Below are 17,180 nucleotides of genomic sequence, written 5' to 3'. Positions count from 1 at the left end.
GCTAGGCTCCGGCGCCGTGGCGGCGACCCCGGCGGTGCGGGCCCTCGAACGGGCGGGGGTGGCGCACGCGCTGCACCCGTACGACCCTGAACACCCGGCGGACCAAGGGCACGGCGAGGCGGCCGTGGCTGCGCTGGGAGCCGACCCCCGCCAGGTCTTCAAGACGCTGGTGACCCGGGTCGACGGTGTCCTCACCGTCGCGGTCGTACCGGTCAGCGGCACGCTCGACCTCAAGGCACTGGCCGCCGCGGCCGGCGGCCGGAAGGCGGTGATGGCCGACCCGGCAGACGCCGAGCGGGCCACCGGCTACGTGCTCGGCGGCATCAGCCCGCTGGGCCAGCGGAAGGCGCTGCCCACCGTCGTCGACTCCTCGGCGCTGGAGTTCGGCACCGTCATGGTCAGCGCCGGCCGGCGCGGGCTGCAGGTGGAGCTGCCGCCGGCAGAACTGGTCCGGCTGACCCGCGCCCGTACCGCGCCGATCGGCCGCTGAGGAGTACCGGCTCGGCCCGCACCGTCCGGCGTCGGGCCGGGTCCTGGTGCGGCTCGACGACCGGCCGGGGGCCCGCCCCCCGCCGGCGAGGGGCGGGCACCCGCCCCCAGCGGTCAGCCGTAGGGGTTGAGCAGCTGGTCGACCGGCGCGAAGTCGTCGGTGAGCACGGCGGCGCCGCCGACGAACCGGTCCAGCGTCTCGCCGCCGGCCACCTGCCAGGCGAGGTCCCGCTCGGCCAGCGCCGCCGCGATCTCCTCGGCCGGGAGCGGCCGCTGCGAGGCGACGGCGACCAGGTTGCCGCCGTCCTCCCCCGCCAGCACGGGCGCACGGGCGAGCAGCAGGACGTCGTCGAAGACCGCCCGCAGCGTGGCCAGCTCCGCGCGGACGAACGACAGCGGCGGGTGGTCGATGAGGTTCACCGCGTACACGCCGTCGTCGGCCAGCGCCCGGTCCACCAGCTCGAGGGCCTCGCGGGTGGTCAGCTGCCACGGCACCGACAGCCCGCCGAAGGCGTCGCCTACGACGAGGTCCCGCTCGCCGGCCGGCTCCTCGGCCAGCCCGACCCGGCCGTCGGCGACCCGCACCCGCAGCTCCTCGGACGTCTCCAGCCCCAGCTGCTCCCGGTCCATGGCGACGACGCCCGGGTCGACCTCCACCACCAGGCTCTCCGTCCCCGGACGCACCTCGGCCAGGTGCCGCGGCAGGGTCAGCCCACCGCCGCCGATGTGGAGCGCGGAAACCGGTTCGCCCGCCGGGAACACCGCGTCGGTGACCGCGGCGATGGCCCGCACGTACTGGAACTCCAGGTGCGTCGGGTCGGCGAGGTCGACGTAGGAGTGCCGAAGGGTGTCCAGCATCAGCACCCGGCCGGACGGCCGGTCGGGATCGGCCACCACGCGTGCGCAGTGGTAGGCGGTCTCCTCCTCGCACGGCGTGGGCGCGACGGCGGCCAGTCCGCCGCCGACCACCGCCAGCACCAGCAGCCCGGTCGGCACGGGGCGGGCGCCGGTGCCGCGCCGCAGGACCAGACCCACGGCCAGCCCGGTGACCACGGTGACCGCCCCGGTCGCGACGAGGATGACGCTGCTGGGCAGCACCGCCACCAGCACGAAGCCAGTAGCGAACGTCGCGGCGATTCCGCCGAGGGTGCCGATGCCTGACAGCCGCCCGACCACCGCGCCGGTCTCGGACAGGCTGGCCAGCTGCAGCTTGACGACCATCGGCGGTACCGCCGACAGCAGGGCTGCCGGGACGACGACCGCGACCGCGGCAAGCAGCAGCACTCCCCCGGCATCGGCCCCGCTGAGGAGTGCGCCGGTGAACCGGACCAGCGGCAGCACCGCGACGACGAGCGCACCTCCGGCGACCAGCAGCGGCGCCAGCAGGCGGCGCGGGTCGGTGCGGTCGGCCGTCGCGCCCCCGAGCCAGGCACCGGCAGCGATCGCCGCGAGGGCGAAACCGATGACGGCGGTGCTGGTCTGCACGGTGACGCCCACGTAGGGCGCGATCAGGCGCAGACCGACGATCTCCAGGACCAGGACGGCACCCGAGCTGAGGAAGGTCAGCCCGGCCGCCATCCACGGAGGCAGCGCCCCGCCGGGGGGTGGGGCGGGCGTAGGCCCGTCGGTGACCGGCGCCGCGACGTCTCGATCGGTGGCCACGTCAGAACAGCGCATCCTGACGAGCCGGGGCGGCGACCGAGTCGGCCCGGGCCAGCAGCTGGGGGCCGTTGTTGCGGACGTTGTTCACGCCCGCACCCACCGGGCGGAGCTCGAGGCCGGCCACGAACTCCGGGGGCGTCGGCAGCGCCAGCTCCGCGACGTCCTCCCGGGCCGGGTCCAGCCAGTCGGCCCAGCGATCGGGAGGCAGCACCAGGGGCATCCGCGCGTGGATCTCGGTCAGGGCGCCGGTCGCCGGCGCGGTGACCACCGTGCAGGTGTAGAGCCGATCCTCACCCTGCCCCCACACCTCCCACAGGCCCGCGAAGGCCAGCAGCGACCCGTCCTCGGGCGTGATGAAGTACGGCTGCTTGGCCGGGGAGTCCAGCCGCTCGGCCCACTCGTACCAGCCGTCGGCGGGCACCAGGCAGCGCCGTGAGGCTGCCGCCTTCCGGAAGGCGGGCTTCTCCGTGAGCGACTCCACCCGCGCGTTGAGCATCCGGTTGCCGACCGAGGGATCCTTGGCCCACGACGGCACCAGGCCCCACCGGACCGCGCGCAGCTCCCGGTGCGCGCCGCCGGTCGGCCGGCCTTCGGCGTCCCGCTCCTTGGCCTGGCGTACCACGTGGACGTCCTTCGTGGGCGCCACGTTGTAGTCCGCCGCCAGCGGGCGCTGCCCCTCCGCCGGCACCGCCTCGAACTCGACCGCGAGGTCCTCGGGCTTGCGGCTGGCCGCATAGCGACCGCACATGGGCGCCTCCTCGACGGGCACGGACTGACCGTTGGCACTCTAGGCGCGCCCGCCGACACCGGGTGGAGGGTGCGTGCGACCGGGCGCCCGGGGTAGCCCCCCTGTCGCAACGACCGCCGAGAGACGAGGATCACCGCGTGACCGCTACGCAGAATCCACCGACCGAGCACCCGAAGACCGCCAGCGACAGCGCCGAGCGCCGCTACGCGACGGTCAACCCCTTCACCGGGGAGACGGAGAAGGAGTTTCCCTTCACCGAGACCTCGGAGATCGACGGCATCGTCGAGCGGGCGCACGCCGCCTACCAGGAATGGCGTGACCGCCCGATCGAGGAGCGTGCCGCCGTCGTCCGGCGGGCCGCCGAGCTCATGGACGAGCGCCGTGACGATCTCGCCGCCCTCATCACCCTCGAGATGGGCAAGCGCCGGGAGGAAGCCACCGGCGAGCTCTACCTGTGTTCCATGATCCTGAAGTACTACGCCGACAACGGCCCCGGCTTCCTCGAGCCCACGTCCATCACGCCGATGATGGGCAAGGGCGAGGCGGTCGTCGAGACCCAGCCGGTCGGCGTCCTGCTGGCCATCGAGCCGTGGAACTACCCCTTCTACCAGGTGGTCCGCGTGGCCGGCCCGAACCTGGTGCTGGGCAATACGGTCATCCTGAAGCACTCCGAGATAACCCCGCAGTGCGCGGTGGCCATCGAGCAGCTCTTCACCGACGCCGGCGCCCCGGCGGGTGTCCTCACCAACACCTTCCTGCGCATCGCCGACGTCGAGCAGGTCATCGCCGACCCGCGCATCCAGGGCGTCACGCTCACCGGCAGCGACCGGGCCGGCAGCGCCGTGGCCGCCCTGGCCGGCAAGCACCTGAAGAAGTCGGTGCTCGAGCTGGGCGGGAGCGACCCGTTCATCGTGCTCGACGCCGACGACCTCGGCGCCACGGTCAAGGCCGCGACGATGGGCCGGATGCAGAACACGGGCCAGGCGTGCACCGCCTCCAAGCGGCTGATCGTCACCGAGGACCTCTACGAGCCGTTCGTCGAGGGTCTCAAGCAGGCGTTCTCGACCTTCGTTCCTGGCGACCCGGCCGAGCCGTCGACCTCGCTGGCCCCGCTGTCCAGCGAGCGGGCGGCCCAGGACCTGCACGCGCAGATCCAGGACGCCATCGACAAGGGCGCCACCGTGATCGCCGGGGGCAGGCGCCCGGAGCACCCCGGCGCCTTCGTGGAGGCGACGATCCTCACCGACGTCACCCCGGAGATGCGGGCCTACCACGAGGAGCTGTTCGGCCCCGCGGCCGTCGTCTACAAGGTCAAGGACGCCGACGAGGCGGTCGCGCTGGCCAACTCCAGCGTCTACGGCCTGGGGGCCACCGTGATGAGCGGCGACCTCGACCGCGCGCGGTCGGTGGCCGACCGGCTCGAGGCCGGCATGGTCTGGATCAACCAGCCCACCGGCTCCTCCCCGGAGCTGCCCTTCGGCGGCGTGAAGCGCTCCGGCTACGGCCGGGAGCTCTCCGAGCTGGCCATGTTCGAGTTCGCCAACCGGCGGCTCGTGCGGACCGTCCCGGTGAAGAAGGCCGAGAAGCCGCACGCGGGCTGAAGAAGGACTCCCTGCCCCCGCCACTCGCATGCTCGCGGCGGGACCCTGCAGGGGGCCGCGGGACGGGGCCGTACGGTGCGGTGCGCGACCGGGCAGACTGAGTACGTGAGTGACGTCTGGTCCGCGCCGCACCACCCGGCTCCCGTCGACGCCGTCGTCACCCTGCCCGGGTCCAAGTCGCTGACCGCCCGGGCCCTGGTGCTCGCGGCGCTGGCGGACGGGCCGAGCCGGCTCGTCCGCCCGCTCCGGGCACGGGACACCGACCTCATGGCCGGTGCGCTGCGCGCTCTGGGGGTACGGGTCGACGACGACGGCCCGTCACCCACCCACCCGGACTGGCTGGTCACGCCCGGGCCGCTGCGCGGTCCGGTGACGGTCGACGCCGGACTGGCCGGGACCGTCCTGCGGTTCCTGCCACCGGTGGCAGCGCTCGCCGACGGCGCGGTGACCGTCGACGGCGATCCACGGCTGCGCGAGCGTCCCAACGCCGGGCTGATCGCCGCCCTGCGCGCCCTGGGCGTCGAGGTGGACGACGGCGGCCGCGGCCGGGCGCCGTTCACCGTGCACGGCACCGGCCGCCTGCGCGGCGGAGCGGTGACGGTGGATGCGAGCGAGTCCTCCCAGATCGTGTCCGGGCTGCTGCTGGCCGCCGCCCGCTTCGACAGGGGCGTCGACCTCGCCCTGACCGGCGGGGTGCCGTCGATGCCGCACGTGGACATGACCGTGACGACGCTGCGCGAGCACGGCGTCGACGTCTCTCCCACCGACCGCGGCTGGCGGGTGGCCCCCGGGCCGATCGCCGCCCTCGACCGGGTCATCGAGCCCGATCTCTCCAACGCCGCCCCGTTCCTCGCTGCCGCGCTCGTCACCGGCGGGCAGGCGACGGTGCGCGACTGGCCGGAGCGGACCACCCAGCCCGGCGCCCAGCTGGACCGGCTGCTGTCGCAGATGGGCGCCGAGGTCACCCGCACCGCCGACGGCGGGCTGCGGGTCGCCGGGACGGGCACGGTCGCTCCCCTGGTCGCCGACCTCGGAGAGGTGGGCGAGCTGACCCCGGTGCTGGCGGCGCTGTGCGCGCTGGCCGACGGTCCGTCGCGGCTGACCGGCATCGCCCATCTGCGCGGGCACGAGACCGACCGGCTGCAGGCCCTCGACGAGGTGCTGACCGCCGTCGGGGCACGGGTCCGGCAGCTCCCCGACGGCCTGGAGATCGAGCCCGGCCCACGGCGGCCCACCCGGCTGGACTCCTACGCCGACCACCGGATGGTCATGGCCGCCGCTGTCCTGGGCCTGGCGATCGACGGCGTCCAGGTGGCCGATCCCGGCGCGGTGACCAAGACCCTCCCCGACTTCCGCGAGCGGTGGGCCGGGATGCTGAGCGAGCCGGGCGACACGAGAACGACGCCCGAGCGAGCATCGCCGGGAGCGCCGGCGACCGAGGAGCGGAACGAGGGCGGAGTCGAGCCGGGTGGGGTCCCCCGCTGAGCGGCAACCAGCGCGGCGCCCGGCGGATGGACGAGGACGACGTCCGCGTCCGGCCGAGCCGGCGCGGCTCGCGGCCCCGCACGCGCACCCGCCCCACGCACGCCGACGCCGTCCCCGGCCTGGTCGTGGCCGTGGACCGGGGCCGGATGACGGTTCGGGTCGAGGGGCCCGACGGCGGGCAGGTCGAGGTCACCGCCATGCGGGCCCGGGAGCTGGGCCGGCACGGCGTGGTGGTGGGCGACCGGGTCCGGCTGGTCGGCGACACCAGCGGGCGCACCGACAGCCTGGCGCGCATCGTCGTCATCGAGGAGCGCACCACCTCGCTGCGCCGCACCGCCGACGACACCGATCCCACCGAGCGCGTCGTCGTCGCCAACGCCGACCTGCTGGTCATCGTCACCGCCGTCACCGATCCCGACCCCGCGCTGGGCTTCCTCGACCGCTGCCTGGTCGCCGCATACGCCGGCGGGCTCGAGCCGCTGCTGTGCCTCACCAAGACCGACCTGGCCTCGGCGCAGCCGCTGCTCGACCGGTACGCCGGGCTCAGCCTCGACGCCGTCCCGATGTCCCGGGAGCTGCCGCTGGACGACCTGACCGGGCGGCTGCGCGACCGGATGAGCGTCTTCGTCGGGCAGTCCGGCGTCGGCAAGTCCACGCTGGTCAACCGACTGGTCCCCGAGGCGCTGCGGGCCACCGGCGACGTCAGCAAGATCGGCAAGGGCCGGCACACGTCGTCCTCGGCCGTGCTGTTCGACCTGCCCGACGGCGGGATGGTCATCGACACACCCGGCATCCGGTCCTTCGGGTTGGCCCACGTCACCGCCGGCGACGTCCTCTCCGCCTTCGAGGACATCGCGGAGGCGGCGACCGACTGCCCGCCGGGCTGCGGGCACACCGCCGAGGACCCCGACTGCGCGCTGGACGCCTGGGCGGCCGCGGGGCCGGACCGACGGCAGGACCAGATCCGGGCCCTGCGGGTGCTCCTGGGCGCGGTGGGCCAGGTCGGCCCCGGCTACTGACACGGGTACGGGCTCCAGCCGCGGCGGCGGAAAGGCTCCCGGCGGGGCTCGACGAACAGGTCGTCGGCCATCGGTTCGTCGACCGCCTCGATCCGCAGGTCGTGCCCGTCACCGGCGAACGTCCCGCCGAGCTCCTCGGTCCGCACGCACACGCCGGTCGCGACATCCAGCCGGACGAGGTGCCCGGTCGGATAGCCGGCGCCGGCGAACTTCTCCGCCCCCCACTCGGCCGTGTCGACCTCACGATCCCGGAGCAGGGGGCAGCAGCCGCAGTGCGGCTCGTAGGACGGCGTCGTCCGGGCGACGGCCTGCCATGCCGGCCGCCCGCCGTGCTCGACCTCGGCGACCGCGTCGATGGCCAACGGCGGGCCTGCCGGCTCGCCCGTCTCCAGGTCGAAACCGTCGGCCAGCTCGACCGGGTCCAGCATCGCCACCCAGCGGTAGTTCTCGTACATGGGGTCGTCGTAGGTGCGATCGGCGAAGTGGCGGTCCGGACGCTCGGCCACCAACTCGTCCGGCCGCAGCCGCGGTGGCGGCCCGCTGCGCGCCCAGGACGGCACCGCCACCCGGCCGCCGTCCGAGGTCAGGACGGCGACCCGGGGTGGCTGCTCCCGGACGACCTGGCGCAGCTCGCCCTCGACCGTCTCCACGCGCAGCAGGTCCGGCCGGCGCAGCCAGGCGCGCACCGGCGGGCCCGCGTACTCGCCGCGGAAGCGGACGGTGAACCGCAGCGTCGACCAGCGCCACGGCGACGAGCGGGCCAGCGCGGCGAAGGCGTCGGGCGACGGGGTGAGCACCCGAGCAGTGTGCCGCCGGCCCACGGCGCAGGCGAACGACTTGTCGACATGACCGCTCGTCGACTCGACGACGGGGATGCCGACCGCCCTAGACCTCGACGTAGCCGCCGCTGCGCCAGTACACGCCTGCGTCCCGGCTGAGCATGGCCTCGTCGACCAGGTAGCGGCGGAGCGCGGCGACGTCGGGGTGCCAGACGGCCAGCAGCGCGTTGACCTCCCGCTCCGGGTACCGGACGCCGGGCTCGAACACCCGCACCAGGTGGTCGAGGACCACCAGCCGCTTGCTGCGCTGCGACGGGATCGACACCAGCCGGCCGTCCCGGACGAACGCCGACAGGACCGCGTCGGCCGCCGGGTCGTCCGACAGCGGCTCCGGCGGCGGGGCGGCCGCCGCGGCGGAGCGGGCAGCCGCCCCGAACCGCTCGGTGTGCAGCACGAGGTCGTGCCCGTCACGGTGCACCAGACCGGCGCGGGCGAGCCGGCGGGCGGCCAGCGCGACCTCCTTGAGCGACAGGCCGGAGGCTTCGGCGACCTGCTCGATGGTGCCGGCGCCGAGCGCGAGGGCGGCGACCACCTTGAGCCGCACCGGGTCGGCGAGCAGCCCCACGATCGTCGCTGCGTCCACGCACCCGACGGTATCGGTGCATCAGCAGGAGGTGGCGGGGTAGGGACCCGGGCATGGTGAGCCCCATCGACATCCAGAAGGCCCTGTCCGGCGTCGACTACCCCGCGAGCAAGGACGACCTCGTGCGGCACGCCGAGCAGAACGGCGGCGGCGACGAGGTCGTCGAGGCGCTGAAGAAGATCGAGGACCGGGAGTACGAGGGGCCGAGCGGGGTCAGTTCCGCCGTCTTCGACTGACCGCCCGCTAGGTTCGGTGCCCATGACGTCGGGTCGGGGCTACTCAGAGGACATGCGGCTGGCACACGTGCTGGCCGACCAGGCCGACTCGATCAGCCTGGACCGCTTCAAGGCCCAGGACCTCACGGTCGAGACCAAGCCCGACCTGACGCCGGTCACCGATGCCGACCGGGCGGTCGAGGAGCAGCTGCGGATCACCCTCGGCCGGGCCCGCACGCGCGACGCGGTGCTGGGCGAGGAGTTCGGCACCACCGGCCACGGATCCCGCCGCTGGGTGCTCGATCCGATCGACGGCACGAAGAACTTCGTGCGGGGTGTCCCGGTGTGGGCCACGCTGATCGCACTGTTCGACGGCGACGAGCCGGTGGTCGGACTCGTCTCCGCGCCGGCCCTCAACCGCCGCTGGTGGGCGGCCAAGGACGTCGGCGCCTGGACCGGGCGCCGGCTGGAGTCGGCCACCCGCTGCCGCGTCTCGGAGGTCGCGCGCCTCGAGGACGCCAGCCTCAGCTACTCCAGCCTGTCCGGCTGGGAGGAGCGCGGCGGGCTCGACGGGTTCCTCGACCTGACCCGCTCGGTGTGGCGCACCCGCGCCTACGGCGATTTCTGGAGCTACGTGCTGCTCGCCGAGGGCGCGGTCGACATCGCGTGCGAGCCGGAGGTGTCGCTCTGGGACCTCGCGGCCCTGGACGTGATCGTCCGGGAGGCCGGTGGCCGGTTCACCGACGTCACCGGCGCGCCCGGTCCGGCCGGCGGGAGTGCGCTGGCCAGCAACGGCAGACTGCACGATGCCGCCCTGGAGCGGCTGCGGACGCCGGGCCGGCCGACCCCTGCCTGACCGGCGTCACCCGCGCGGGTCCACCACCGGTCCCGCCGCGCGCCGGGGGACGACGTCGACGCCGGCGCCGCGGGCGCCCAGCTGCGCCGCGCCTACGGCCGAGGCGCTGCGCAGGCGCACGGCCCGGACCGGGCGCAGGAGAACGTCTGCGAGCAGCTGCTGGACGAGAGGGGCTCGCACCCCGCCGCCGGTCAGCACCACCGGGGCGTCCTCGTCCGGTGGCTCGAGCAGCGCCGCCGCAGCGCCTACGGCTCGCACGACGCCCTCCACGGCGGCCCGCGCGAGGTGGGCCCGGGTCGTACCCGGGTGCAACCCGTCCCAGCCGGCTCGCTGCTCCGGCGCGGCCACGCCGCCGCGCTCCCCGGTGAGGAACGGCCGGAAGACCGCTCCCCCGGCGTCGGGCACCGACGCCGCCGCGTCGAACAGCTCCCTCCAGGGCAGACCGAGGACATCGCACACCCAGGCCCACGCCGAGCCGCCGTTCTGCAGCGCCGCCATCGCGTACCAGCCGCCGTCGGCGTCGGCGTAGCCGTGCACCACCGGGTCGGCGACCGCGCGCGGCGCCCACCGCGGGCGCAGCACCTGGGCGCCGGTGCCGAGGTTCACCTGCAGGCCGGCCGTCGAACCGGCGCCCAGCAGGGCCAGGGGCGTGTCCGCTGCCCCCACCACGACCGGCACCTCACCCACGGGCAACCGCGCCGTCCCGACCACCGCACTGCCCGGCCGGACCGCAGGCAGCAGCCGTGGCGCAACCCCGGCCGCGGCGACCGCCGCCGCCGACCAGTCGTCGGCGGGCACGTCCCACAGCAGCGTCGCCGACGCGTCGCTGCGATCGGTCACCGCTGCGCTGCCCGGAACCAGGGCGGCGCGCAGTGCGTCCTTGGGCAGCAGCACCGCCGCGGCCCGCTCGACGGTGGCCGGCTCGTGCCGGGCCAGCCAGGCCAGCAGCGGCCCGGTCATCCCCGGCACCAGCGGATTGGCCAGCGCGGCGCGGTGCGCCGCGCCCAGGGCGCGCCAGCGGTCCAGCTCGGCGGCGGCCCGGGAGTCCGGCCACAGCAGTGCCGGACGCAGCGCCCGGCCGTCGTCGCCGACGAGCACGGCGCCGTGCATCTGGCCCGAGAACCCGAGCGACCGCACCGGGGCCCGCGGCAGCGCCACGGCGAGCTCGGTCAGCGCCCCGTCCAGCGCCCGTCGCCACACCCGGACGTCGATCTCGGCGTGACCCGGTGCCGGCCGGTCGATCGCGTATCCGGCCTCCGCCTCGGCGACCAGGCCGCCGTCCGGGTCCAGCGCGACGACCTTCAGGCCGCTGGTGCCCAGGTCCGCCCCGAGGAACAGCCCGGTCACCGACCGGCCCGCACCGACCCGGGCGCGGCTGCCTTCACCCGGCCCACTCCGGGCTGTCGCCGTAGGCGTAGCCGGCGTCCACGTAGCGACCTCCCGTCGCGGCCCCCGGTGGGGCGATGGCCTCCAGGCGGGCGAGGTCGTCGGCGGAGAGCTCCACGCCCACCGCGCCGACGTTCTCCTCCAGATAGGTCCGCCGCTTGGTACCGGGGATCGGGACGACGTCGTCGCCCTGCGCCAGCACCCACGCCAGCGCCAGCTGGCCGGCTGTCACGCCCTTCTCCCTCGCCAGGGCGCGGACGTCGTCCACCAGCCGCAGGTTGGCCGCGAAGGCCTCGCCGGTGAACCGCGGATGGTTGCGGCGCCAGTCGTCGTCGCCGAAGTCCGCCGGGCTGCTGATCGCCCCGGTGAGGAAGCCGCGACCCAGCGGGCTGAACGGCACGATGCCGATCCCGTGCTCCCGGGCGACGCCCAGAACCTCCTCCTCGAGGTCACGGGTCCACAGCGACCACTCGCTCTGCAGAGCGGCGATCGGGTGCACGGCCACCGCACGGCGGATCGAGGCGGCGCTCGCTTCGGAGAGCCCGAGGTGGCGCACCTTCCCCTGCTGCACGAGCTCGGCCATGGCACCCACCGTGTCCTCGATCGGGACCCGGGGATCGACCCGGTGCTGGTAGTACAGGTCGATGACGTCGACGTCCAGCCGGCGCAGGCTCGCCTCGGCGCAGGCGCGCACGTTCTCCGGCCGCCCGTCGATCGTCATGCCTCCTCCTGCGGTGCGGGTGAGGGAGAACTTGGTGGCCAGCTGCACCTCGTCCCGGCGGCCGGCGATCGCCTCGCCGACGAGCTCCTCGTTGTGACCGCTGCCGTAGACGTCGGAGGTGTCCAGGAAGGTGACGCCGAGATCGAGCGCCCGGCGCACGGTCGCGATCGCCTCGGTGCGGTCGGCGGGGCCGTACATCTGGCTCATCCCCATGCAGCCCAGACCGAGCGCGGACACCGCGAGTCCGGTCCGGCCGAGCGTGCGGGAACCGACGGGAGGGAGGGAGGCAGGCATGGGTCGCATCCTCGTCCGCCCACCGCCGAGGTCGCCACCGGCCGTTTCCCCCTCCGGCCCGCGGGTAGGCGGCCGGAGACACCGATCGAACCGGAGGACCCCCATGAGCTCCAGCCGCAGCCGCCCAGGCCTGCGCCGCACCGCCCGCGTCCTGGGTCTGGCAAGCACCGGACTCGGCGTGGCCATGCTGCGCGACCCGAAGGGCGTGGCCCGGGTGTCCGGTGTGGACGACTCGGCCACCGCCCTGTCGGTGATCCCCCTGGTCGGTGCCCGCGAGCTGCTGCACGGCCTGCCCCTGCTGGCCGGCCGAGCCGGCTGGGCCTGGACGCGGGGCGCCGGCGACGCCATGGACCTCACCGCGATGGGGATCGCGCTGTCGCACCGGAGCGGCGACCGCGGCCGGCGGCTGCGCAACGCCACCGTCGCCGTCGCCGGACTGGCCGCCCTCGACCTGCTCACGGCGGCGCGCTCGCGCCGCTCGGGCAGCCGGAGCGCCGCCCGGGAGCTGCTCCCCGGCTCCGCCCCGTGGAAGGGCGCGATCGACGTCTCCGCGGCCACCACGGTGAACAAGGCGCCGGAGGAGGTCTACCGGTACTGGCGCGACTTCTCCCGCCTGCCGGAGTTCATGGCGCACGTGCGCGAGGTCCGCACGCTCGACGGCGGCGCGCGCTCGCACTGGGTCGCCGAGGCGCCGGGGAAGCTCTCGGTGGAGTGGGACGCCGAGGTGGTCGAGGACTCCCCCGGCGAGCTCGTCCGCTGGCGCTCGCTGCCCGGTGCCGACATCGAGAACGCCGGCTCGGTGGAGTTCCGCCCGGCCCCCGGCGGGCGGGGCACCGAGGTGCGGGTGCGGCTGGCCTACGCCCAGCCAGGTGGCCGGCTCGGCAAGGTCGTCGCCGGGCTGTTCGGGGAGTCGCCCGAGCAGCAGGTGCGCGACGACCTGACTCGCTTCAAGCAGGTGCTGGAGACCGGGCAGGTGGTGCGCTCCGAGGGCAGCCCGCACGGCCCGCAGGCCCGGCGGCTGGTCGCCCAGCGCCCCGCGGCACCGCGTTCCTGACCCCCCCGCCTTCCGGAAGGACTACCCCGTGCGCGCCACCCAGTGGATGGGCAAGAACCACATCGAGGTCAACGAGGTCCCGGACCCGCAGATCCTCAACGACCGCGACGCGATCGTGAAGATCAGTTCCACCGCGATCTGCGGATCGGACCTGCACCTGTACGACGGCTTCATCCCGACCATGCGCAAGGGCGACATCGTCGGCCACGAGTTCATGGGCGAGGTGGTGGAGCTCGGCAAGGGCGTCGGCAACCTGAAGGTCGGTGACCGGGTCGTCGTCCCGTTCCCGATCGCCTGCGGCAACTGCGTGGCCTGCGAGAAGGGGCTGTTCTCCGTCTGCGAGAACTCCAACCCGAACGCCCGGATCCCGGAGAAGCTGATGGGCCACGCGCCCTGCGGCATCTTCGGTTACTCGCACATGATGGGCGGCTACCCCGGCGGTCAGGCCGAGTACGCCCGCGTCCCGTTCGCGGACGTCGGTCCGATCAAGGTGGACGCCGACCTGACCGACGAGCAGGTGCTCTTCCTCTCCGACATCTTCCCGACCGGCTACATGGGGGCCGAGGTCTGCGACATCTCCCCCGGTGACGTCGTCGCCGTCTGGGGAGCCGGTCCGGTCGGCCAGTTCGCCGTCGCCAGCGCGAGGATGCTCGGCGCCGAACGGGTCATCGCCATCGACCGGTTCGACTACCGGCTGGCCAAGGCCCGGGAGGCCGGCGCCACCGACGTCCTGAACTACGAGGAGGTCGACGTCCTCGACGCGCTGCAGGAGATCACCGCCGGGCGCGGTCCGGACGCCGCGATCGACTGCGTCGGCATGGAGGCCCACCACCCGACGGCGGCCGTGCACGCCTACGACCGTGCCAAGCAGGCCACGATGATGGAGACCGAGCGGCCGCACGCCCTGCGCGAGGCCATCCTGGCGGTCAAGAACGGCGGCACCGTCTCGATCGTCGGCGTCTACGGCGGGCTGATGGACAAGTTCCCGATCGGCTCGCTGATGAACCGGTCGCTGACCGTGAAGACCGGCCAGTGCCACGTGCAGCGGTACACGAAGCCGCTGTACGAGCGGATCCGCAACGGCGACATCGACCCGTCCTTCGTCGTCTCGCACACCCTGCCGCTGGCCGAGGCGGCGGATGGCTACCGGATGTTCCGCGACAAGAAGGACGAGTGCAACAAGGTCGTCCTCAAGCCCTGATCCGCAGGTCTGATGGGATGAGCAGCAACCGGGCGCCGGCCACGAGGCCGGCCCCGGGTCCGAGGAGGACGCCACCGTGCAGTACGCCGAGTCCGTCGTCGACCTGGTGGGGAACACCCCGCTGGTCAAGTTGTCGTCGGTCACCCGCGACCTGCGCCCCGACGCGCCCCTGGTCCTGGCGAAGGTCGAGTACCTCAACCCCGGCGGTTCGGTGAAGGACCGGATCGCCGTCCGCATGGTCGACGCCGCGGAGGCCAGCGGTGAGCTGCAGCCGGGCGGCACCATCGTCGAGCCGACCAGCGGCAACACCGGCATCGGGCTGGCACTGGTCGCCCAGCAGCGTGGCTACCGATGCATCTTCGTCTGCCCCGACAAGGTGGGACAGGAGAAGGTCAACGTGCTCAAGGCCTACGGCGCCGAGGTGGTCGTCTGCCCGACCGCCGTCGATCCGGTCGACCCGCGCTCGTACTACTCGGTGTCCGACCGGCTCACCCGCGAGACGCCGGGGGCCTGGAAGCCCGACCAGTACTCCAACCCCAACAACCCGCGTTCGCACTACGAGACCACCGGGCCGGAGATCTGGGCGCAGACCGAGGGCCGGGTCACGCACTTCGTCACCGGCGCCGGCACGGGCGGCACGATCAGCGGCGTCGGCCGGTACCTCAAGGAGGCCTCCGGCGGCCGGGTGCAGGTCATCGGTGCCGACCCCGAGGGATCGGTGTACTCCGGCGGCACCGGACGCCCCTACCTGGTGGAGGGCGTGGGCGAGGACTTCTGGCCGTCCACCTACGACCAGGAGGTCGCCGACGAGATCGTCGCGGTCTCCGACGGCGACTCCTTCGCCATGACCCGCCGACTGGCCCGCGAGGAGGGGCTGCTGGTCGGCGGGTCCTGCGGCATGGCGGTGGTGGCGGCGCTGCGGGTGGCCGAGCGACTGACCGAGGACGACGTCCTCGTGGTGCTGCTGCCCGACGGCGGCCGTGGCTACCTGAACAAGATCTTCAACGACGCCTGGATGGCCGACTACGGCTTCCTCGGCGCGGCCTCCGGCACGACCGTGGGCGAACTGCTGCACACCAAGTCCGGCGAGACCCCACCGCTGGTGCACACCCATCCCAACGAGACCGTGCGCGACGCCATCGACATCCTCCGCGAGTACGGCGTCAGCCAGCTGCCCGTGGTGCGCGCCGAGCCGCCGGTGACCGCCGGCGAGGTCGTCGGTTCGGTCGACGAGAAGACGCTGCTGGACGCCGTCTTCGCCGGGCGGGCGATGCTGGCCGACCGGGTGGAGAAGCACATGTCGCCGCCGCTGCCGATCATCGGGTCCGGTGAGCCGGTCACCGCGGCGGTCGCCGAGCTCGGCTCGGCCGGCGCGCTGCTGGTGCACGTCGACGGCAAGCCCGCCGGCGTGATCACCCGGCAGGACGTGCTGGGGCACATCGCCGACCGGCCCGCCGCGGCTGCGCCTACGGTCGGGGCGTGAGAAGCCCTGTGTCAAGCCGCTGCTTGGTTGATGTTGTCTTGGTTGGTGAGGACGCGTTGCAGGGCGTGGTGGCGGGCCGGGTCGTAGGCCTCGCCGGCCTGCCAGCAGTGCCAGATCACGTAGAGCCAGGCGCGGGCAAGGATGCGCACGGCGTGCGGATGGTCGTGGCCGCGGGCGCGGGCGCGGTTGTAGAGGTCGGCGGCCCAGGGGTTGGCGTGCCGGGAGTCGGCGGCGAAGTCGCAGACCGCGTCGCGCAGTTGCTTATCGCAGGCCCAGCGGAACCCGACGGCGCGGATCTTGCCGGACTGGCGGGTGGAGGGGGCGGCGCCGGCCAGGCAGGCCAGCGATTCGGGGCTGGGGAAGCGCGCGCGGCAGTCACCGATCTCGGCGAGCATCCGGGCCGCGCGGACTCGTCCCGAGCGGGGCAGGCCAGTGAAGATGTGCTGATCGGCGTGGCGGGCCAGCTGCGCGTCGATCTCGGCGGTGAGGGCCTTGATCTGCTCGAGCAAGCCGAACAGGACGGCGACCAGAGCGCGGGTGATGGCCGCGTTGGCGTCGGCCTCGGCGCCGGTGGCGCCGCGCGGGGCGGCGGTCAGTCGGGCGTGCAGCACGGCGGGGTCGGTACGTCCGGGGTAGCCCTGCTTGGTCAGCCAGGTGCCGAGCCGGGTGGGAGTGAGCCAGTCGGCCTTGTCCTGGGTGTCGAAGCGGGTCAGGAACGCCAGGCTGACCGGGCTGTCGATCTCGGCGAAGAGACCGATAGCGCCGGGGAAGACGTTGCGCAGATGCGCGCGCAGCTGGTTGGCGGCCCCGACCCGGTGGGCGATGAGGTCCTTGCGGGCCCGACAGGTCCGGCGCAGCGCAACGGTGTCGGCCCTGTCGGGGGTCAGCGGGCGCAGTCGGGCCCGGTCGGTGCGCAGCGTGTCGGCGAGCACGTAGGCGTCGAACCGGTCGTCCTTGTTGCCGGCCGATCCGTAGCGGGAACGCAGGTTCTTCACCTGGTTCGGGCTGATCACCACCACCGTCAGCCCGGCGGTGAGCAGGGCGTCGACGACCGGGCCGTCGGGGCGTTCGATCGCGACCTCATGGCAGCCCGCGCGGCTGAAGACGTCGATCAACTCGCGCAGCCCGGCCGCGCTGTGCTCGACACTGTGCCGGACCAGTTCCCGGCCGCGCGCGTCGACCACCGAGGCCGCGTGATCATCACGCGCCCAGTCCAGGCCGCCGGTCACGCCGTTGAGTGCTTCATCGGGCAGGGTGTTGCTGGCAGACTTCACGTCAGCCTCCTCGCTGCTAGTCCCAGTGGGGAGGCGCCCACTTGTGGTGCCGGTGGAGCCGGAACGTGGCTGCCGGTTCGCTCACTGATCGGCGCTCGCTGGCGCTCAGCCCTGTCGACGGTCGGCACGTCCCGGGCAACCGCCTCGCCTCGCAGATCTCATGCTGGACATCAACAGCGTCAAGCGAGCAGGGCGATGACGAGGCGGCACCTCGGGCGCATCACCGACCCAACCAAGATCGGTGACGGAAGGATGGTGCACCAGTGAGCC

General features: G+C 74.0%; 16 protein-coding genes. 9 read left to right on the top strand and 7 right to left on the bottom strand.

Annotated elements, in window-relative coordinates; genetic code table 11:
* The first annotated feature begins 16 nt into the window (after nt 1-16).
* Nucleotides 17-490, top strand: coding sequence for a Cys-tRNA(Pro) deacylase (ybaK, locus tag QOZ86_RS19105; protein WP_284493565.1), 474 nt, complete (start codon nt 17-19; stop codon nt 488-490).
* Between the two features lie 113 nt (nt 491-603).
* Here ybaK and QOZ86_RS19100 read toward each other — a convergent pair whose 3' ends face one another.
* Both QOZ86_RS19100 and QOZ86_RS19095 read right to left on the bottom strand, forming a co-directional pair.
* Entirely contained in the window at nt 604-2,151 is a 1,548-nt protein-coding gene (locus QOZ86_RS19100; RefSeq protein ID WP_284493564.1) for a fused MFS/spermidine synthase, read from the bottom strand.
* Between the two features lies 1 nt (nt 2,152).
* Nucleotides 2,153-2,899, bottom strand: a complete 747-nt coding sequence (locus tag QOZ86_RS19095) for an SOS response-associated peptidase (protein WP_284493563.1) — start codon at nt 2,897-2,899, stop codon at nt 2,153-2,155.
* A gap of 137 nt (nt 2,900-3,036) precedes the next feature.
* On the opposite strand from QOZ86_RS19095, the gene QOZ86_RS19090 reads away from it, so the two are divergent.
* The 3 genes from QOZ86_RS19090 to rsgA all read left to right on the top strand — a co-directional run bounded on the left by QOZ86_RS19090 (nt 3,037) and on the right by rsgA (nt 7,004).
* The gene (locus QOZ86_RS19090) at nt 3,037-4,500 is read left to right on the top strand and encodes an NAD-dependent succinate-semialdehyde dehydrogenase (protein WP_284493562.1); all 1,464 of its coding nucleotides are present in this window, start codon (nt 3,037-3,039) and stop codon (nt 4,498-4,500) included.
* Between the two features lie 105 nt (nt 4,501-4,605).
* Nucleotides 4,606-5,985 (top strand): 3-phosphoshikimate 1-carboxyvinyltransferase, encoded by a 1,380-nt coding sequence (aroA, locus tag QOZ86_RS19085; RefSeq protein WP_284493561.1) that lies wholly within the window; start codon nt 4,606-4,608, stop codon nt 5,983-5,985.
* A gap of 26 nt (nt 5,986-6,011) precedes the next feature.
* Nucleotides 6,012-7,004, top strand: a complete 993-nt coding sequence (rsgA, locus tag QOZ86_RS19080; RefSeq protein ID WP_284493560.1) for a ribosome small subunit-dependent GTPase A — start codon at nt 6,012-6,014, stop codon at nt 7,002-7,004.
* Here rsgA and QOZ86_RS19075 read toward each other — a convergent pair.
* Both QOZ86_RS19075 and QOZ86_RS19070 read right to left on the bottom strand, forming a co-directional pair.
* Complete coding sequence (locus QOZ86_RS19075; protein ID WP_284493559.1) at nt 6,998-7,801, bottom strand: hypothetical protein; 804 nt, start codon at nt 7,799-7,801, stop codon at nt 6,998-7,000. The genes rsgA and QOZ86_RS19075 overlap by 7 nt on opposite strands.
* A gap of 88 nt (nt 7,802-7,889) precedes the next feature.
* Nucleotides 7,890-8,426, bottom strand: coding sequence for a DUF2087 domain-containing protein (locus QOZ86_RS19070; RefSeq protein ID WP_284493558.1), 537 nt, complete (start codon nt 8,424-8,426; stop codon nt 7,890-7,892).
* 53 nt (nt 8,427-8,479) lie between these two features.
* Between QOZ86_RS19070 and QOZ86_RS19065 the strand changes: the two genes are divergently transcribed.
* Nucleotides 8,480-8,662 (top strand): DUF2795 domain-containing protein, encoded by a 183-nt coding sequence (locus QOZ86_RS19065; RefSeq protein WP_284493557.1) that lies wholly within the window; start codon nt 8,480-8,482, stop codon nt 8,660-8,662.
* A gap of 52 nt (nt 8,663-8,714) precedes the next feature.
* Nucleotides 8,715-9,497: a histidinol-phosphatase gene (gene hisN, locus QOZ86_RS19060; protein WP_348637989.1), complete on the top strand. Its 783-nt coding sequence runs from the start codon at nt 8,715-8,717 to the stop codon at nt 9,495-9,497.
* A 6-nt stretch (nt 9,498-9,503) separates the two neighbouring features.
* On the opposite strand, the gene QOZ86_RS19055 is transcribed toward hisN, so the two are convergent.
* Nucleotides 9,504-10,844: an FGGY family carbohydrate kinase gene (locus QOZ86_RS19055; RefSeq protein ID WP_284493555.1), complete on the bottom strand. Its 1,341-nt coding sequence runs from the start codon at nt 10,842-10,844 to the stop codon at nt 9,504-9,506.
* A gap of 34 nt (nt 10,845-10,878) precedes the next feature.
* The gene (locus QOZ86_RS19050; protein WP_284493554.1) at nt 10,879-11,898 is read right to left on the bottom strand and encodes an aldo/keto reductase; all 1,020 of its coding nucleotides are present in this window, start codon (nt 11,896-11,898) and stop codon (nt 10,879-10,881) included.
* A gap of 103 nt (nt 11,899-12,001) precedes the next feature.
* Here QOZ86_RS19050 and QOZ86_RS19045 point away from each other — a divergent pair, with 103 nt between their 5' ends.
* From QOZ86_RS19045 to QOZ86_RS19035, 3 genes are all read left to right on the top strand, one after another.
* Nucleotides 12,002-12,952, top strand: coding sequence for an SRPBCC family protein (locus QOZ86_RS19045; protein ID WP_284493553.1), 951 nt, complete (start codon nt 12,002-12,004; stop codon nt 12,950-12,952).
* 28 nt (nt 12,953-12,980) lie between these two features.
* Nucleotides 12,981-14,153, top strand: a complete 1,173-nt coding sequence (locus QOZ86_RS19040) for a zinc-dependent alcohol dehydrogenase (protein ID WP_284493552.1) — start codon at nt 12,981-12,983, stop codon at nt 14,151-14,153.
* 76 nt (nt 14,154-14,229) lie between these two features.
* A complete protein-coding gene (locus tag QOZ86_RS19035; RefSeq protein ID WP_284493551.1) occupies nt 14,230-15,636 on the top strand; it encodes a cystathionine beta-synthase in 1,407 nt (468 codons plus the stop codon).
* A gap of 11 nt (nt 15,637-15,647) precedes the next feature.
* Here the strand turns inward: QOZ86_RS19035 and QOZ86_RS19030 are convergent, their stop codons facing one another.
* Nucleotides 15,648-16,910 (bottom strand): IS110 family RNA-guided transposase, encoded by a 1,263-nt coding sequence (locus tag QOZ86_RS19030; RefSeq protein ID WP_284493550.1) that lies wholly within the window; start codon nt 16,908-16,910, stop codon nt 15,648-15,650.
* Nucleotides 16,911-17,180 lie beyond the last annotated feature (270 nt).

It is taken from the genome of Blastococcus capsensis, from assembly GCF_030165005.1.
Taxonomy (GTDB): domain Bacteria; phylum Actinomycetota; class Actinomycetes; order Mycobacteriales; family Geodermatophilaceae; genus Blastococcus; species Blastococcus capsensis.
Note: the sequence above shows the minus strand (reverse complement) of the source record. Positions and strands in the feature narration are given on the sequence as shown.

Coding starts and splice junctions, on each gene's coding strand:
- QOZ86_RS19065 (WP_284493557.1), top strand. CDS start 8,480: ATGGTGAGCCCCATCGACATCCAGAAGGCCCTGTCCGGCGTCGACTAC.
- QOZ86_RS19095 (WP_284493563.1), bottom strand. CDS start 2,899: ATGTGCGGTCGCTATGCGGCCAGCCGCAAGCCCGAGGACCTCGCGGTC.
- QOZ86_RS19045 (WP_284493553.1), top strand. CDS start 12,002: ATGAGCTCCAGCCGCAGCCGCCCAGGCCTGCGCCGCACCGCCCGCGTC.
- hisN (WP_348637989.1), top strand. CDS start 8,715: ATGCGGCTGGCACACGTGCTGGCCGACCAGGCCGACTCGATCAGCCTG.
- QOZ86_RS19050 (WP_284493554.1), bottom strand. CDS start 11,898: ATGCCTGCCTCCCTCCCTCCCGTCGGTTCCCGCACGCTCGGCCGGACC.
- rsgA (WP_284493560.1), top strand. CDS start 6,012: ATGGACGAGGACGACGTCCGCGTCCGGCCGAGCCGGCGCGGCTCGCGG.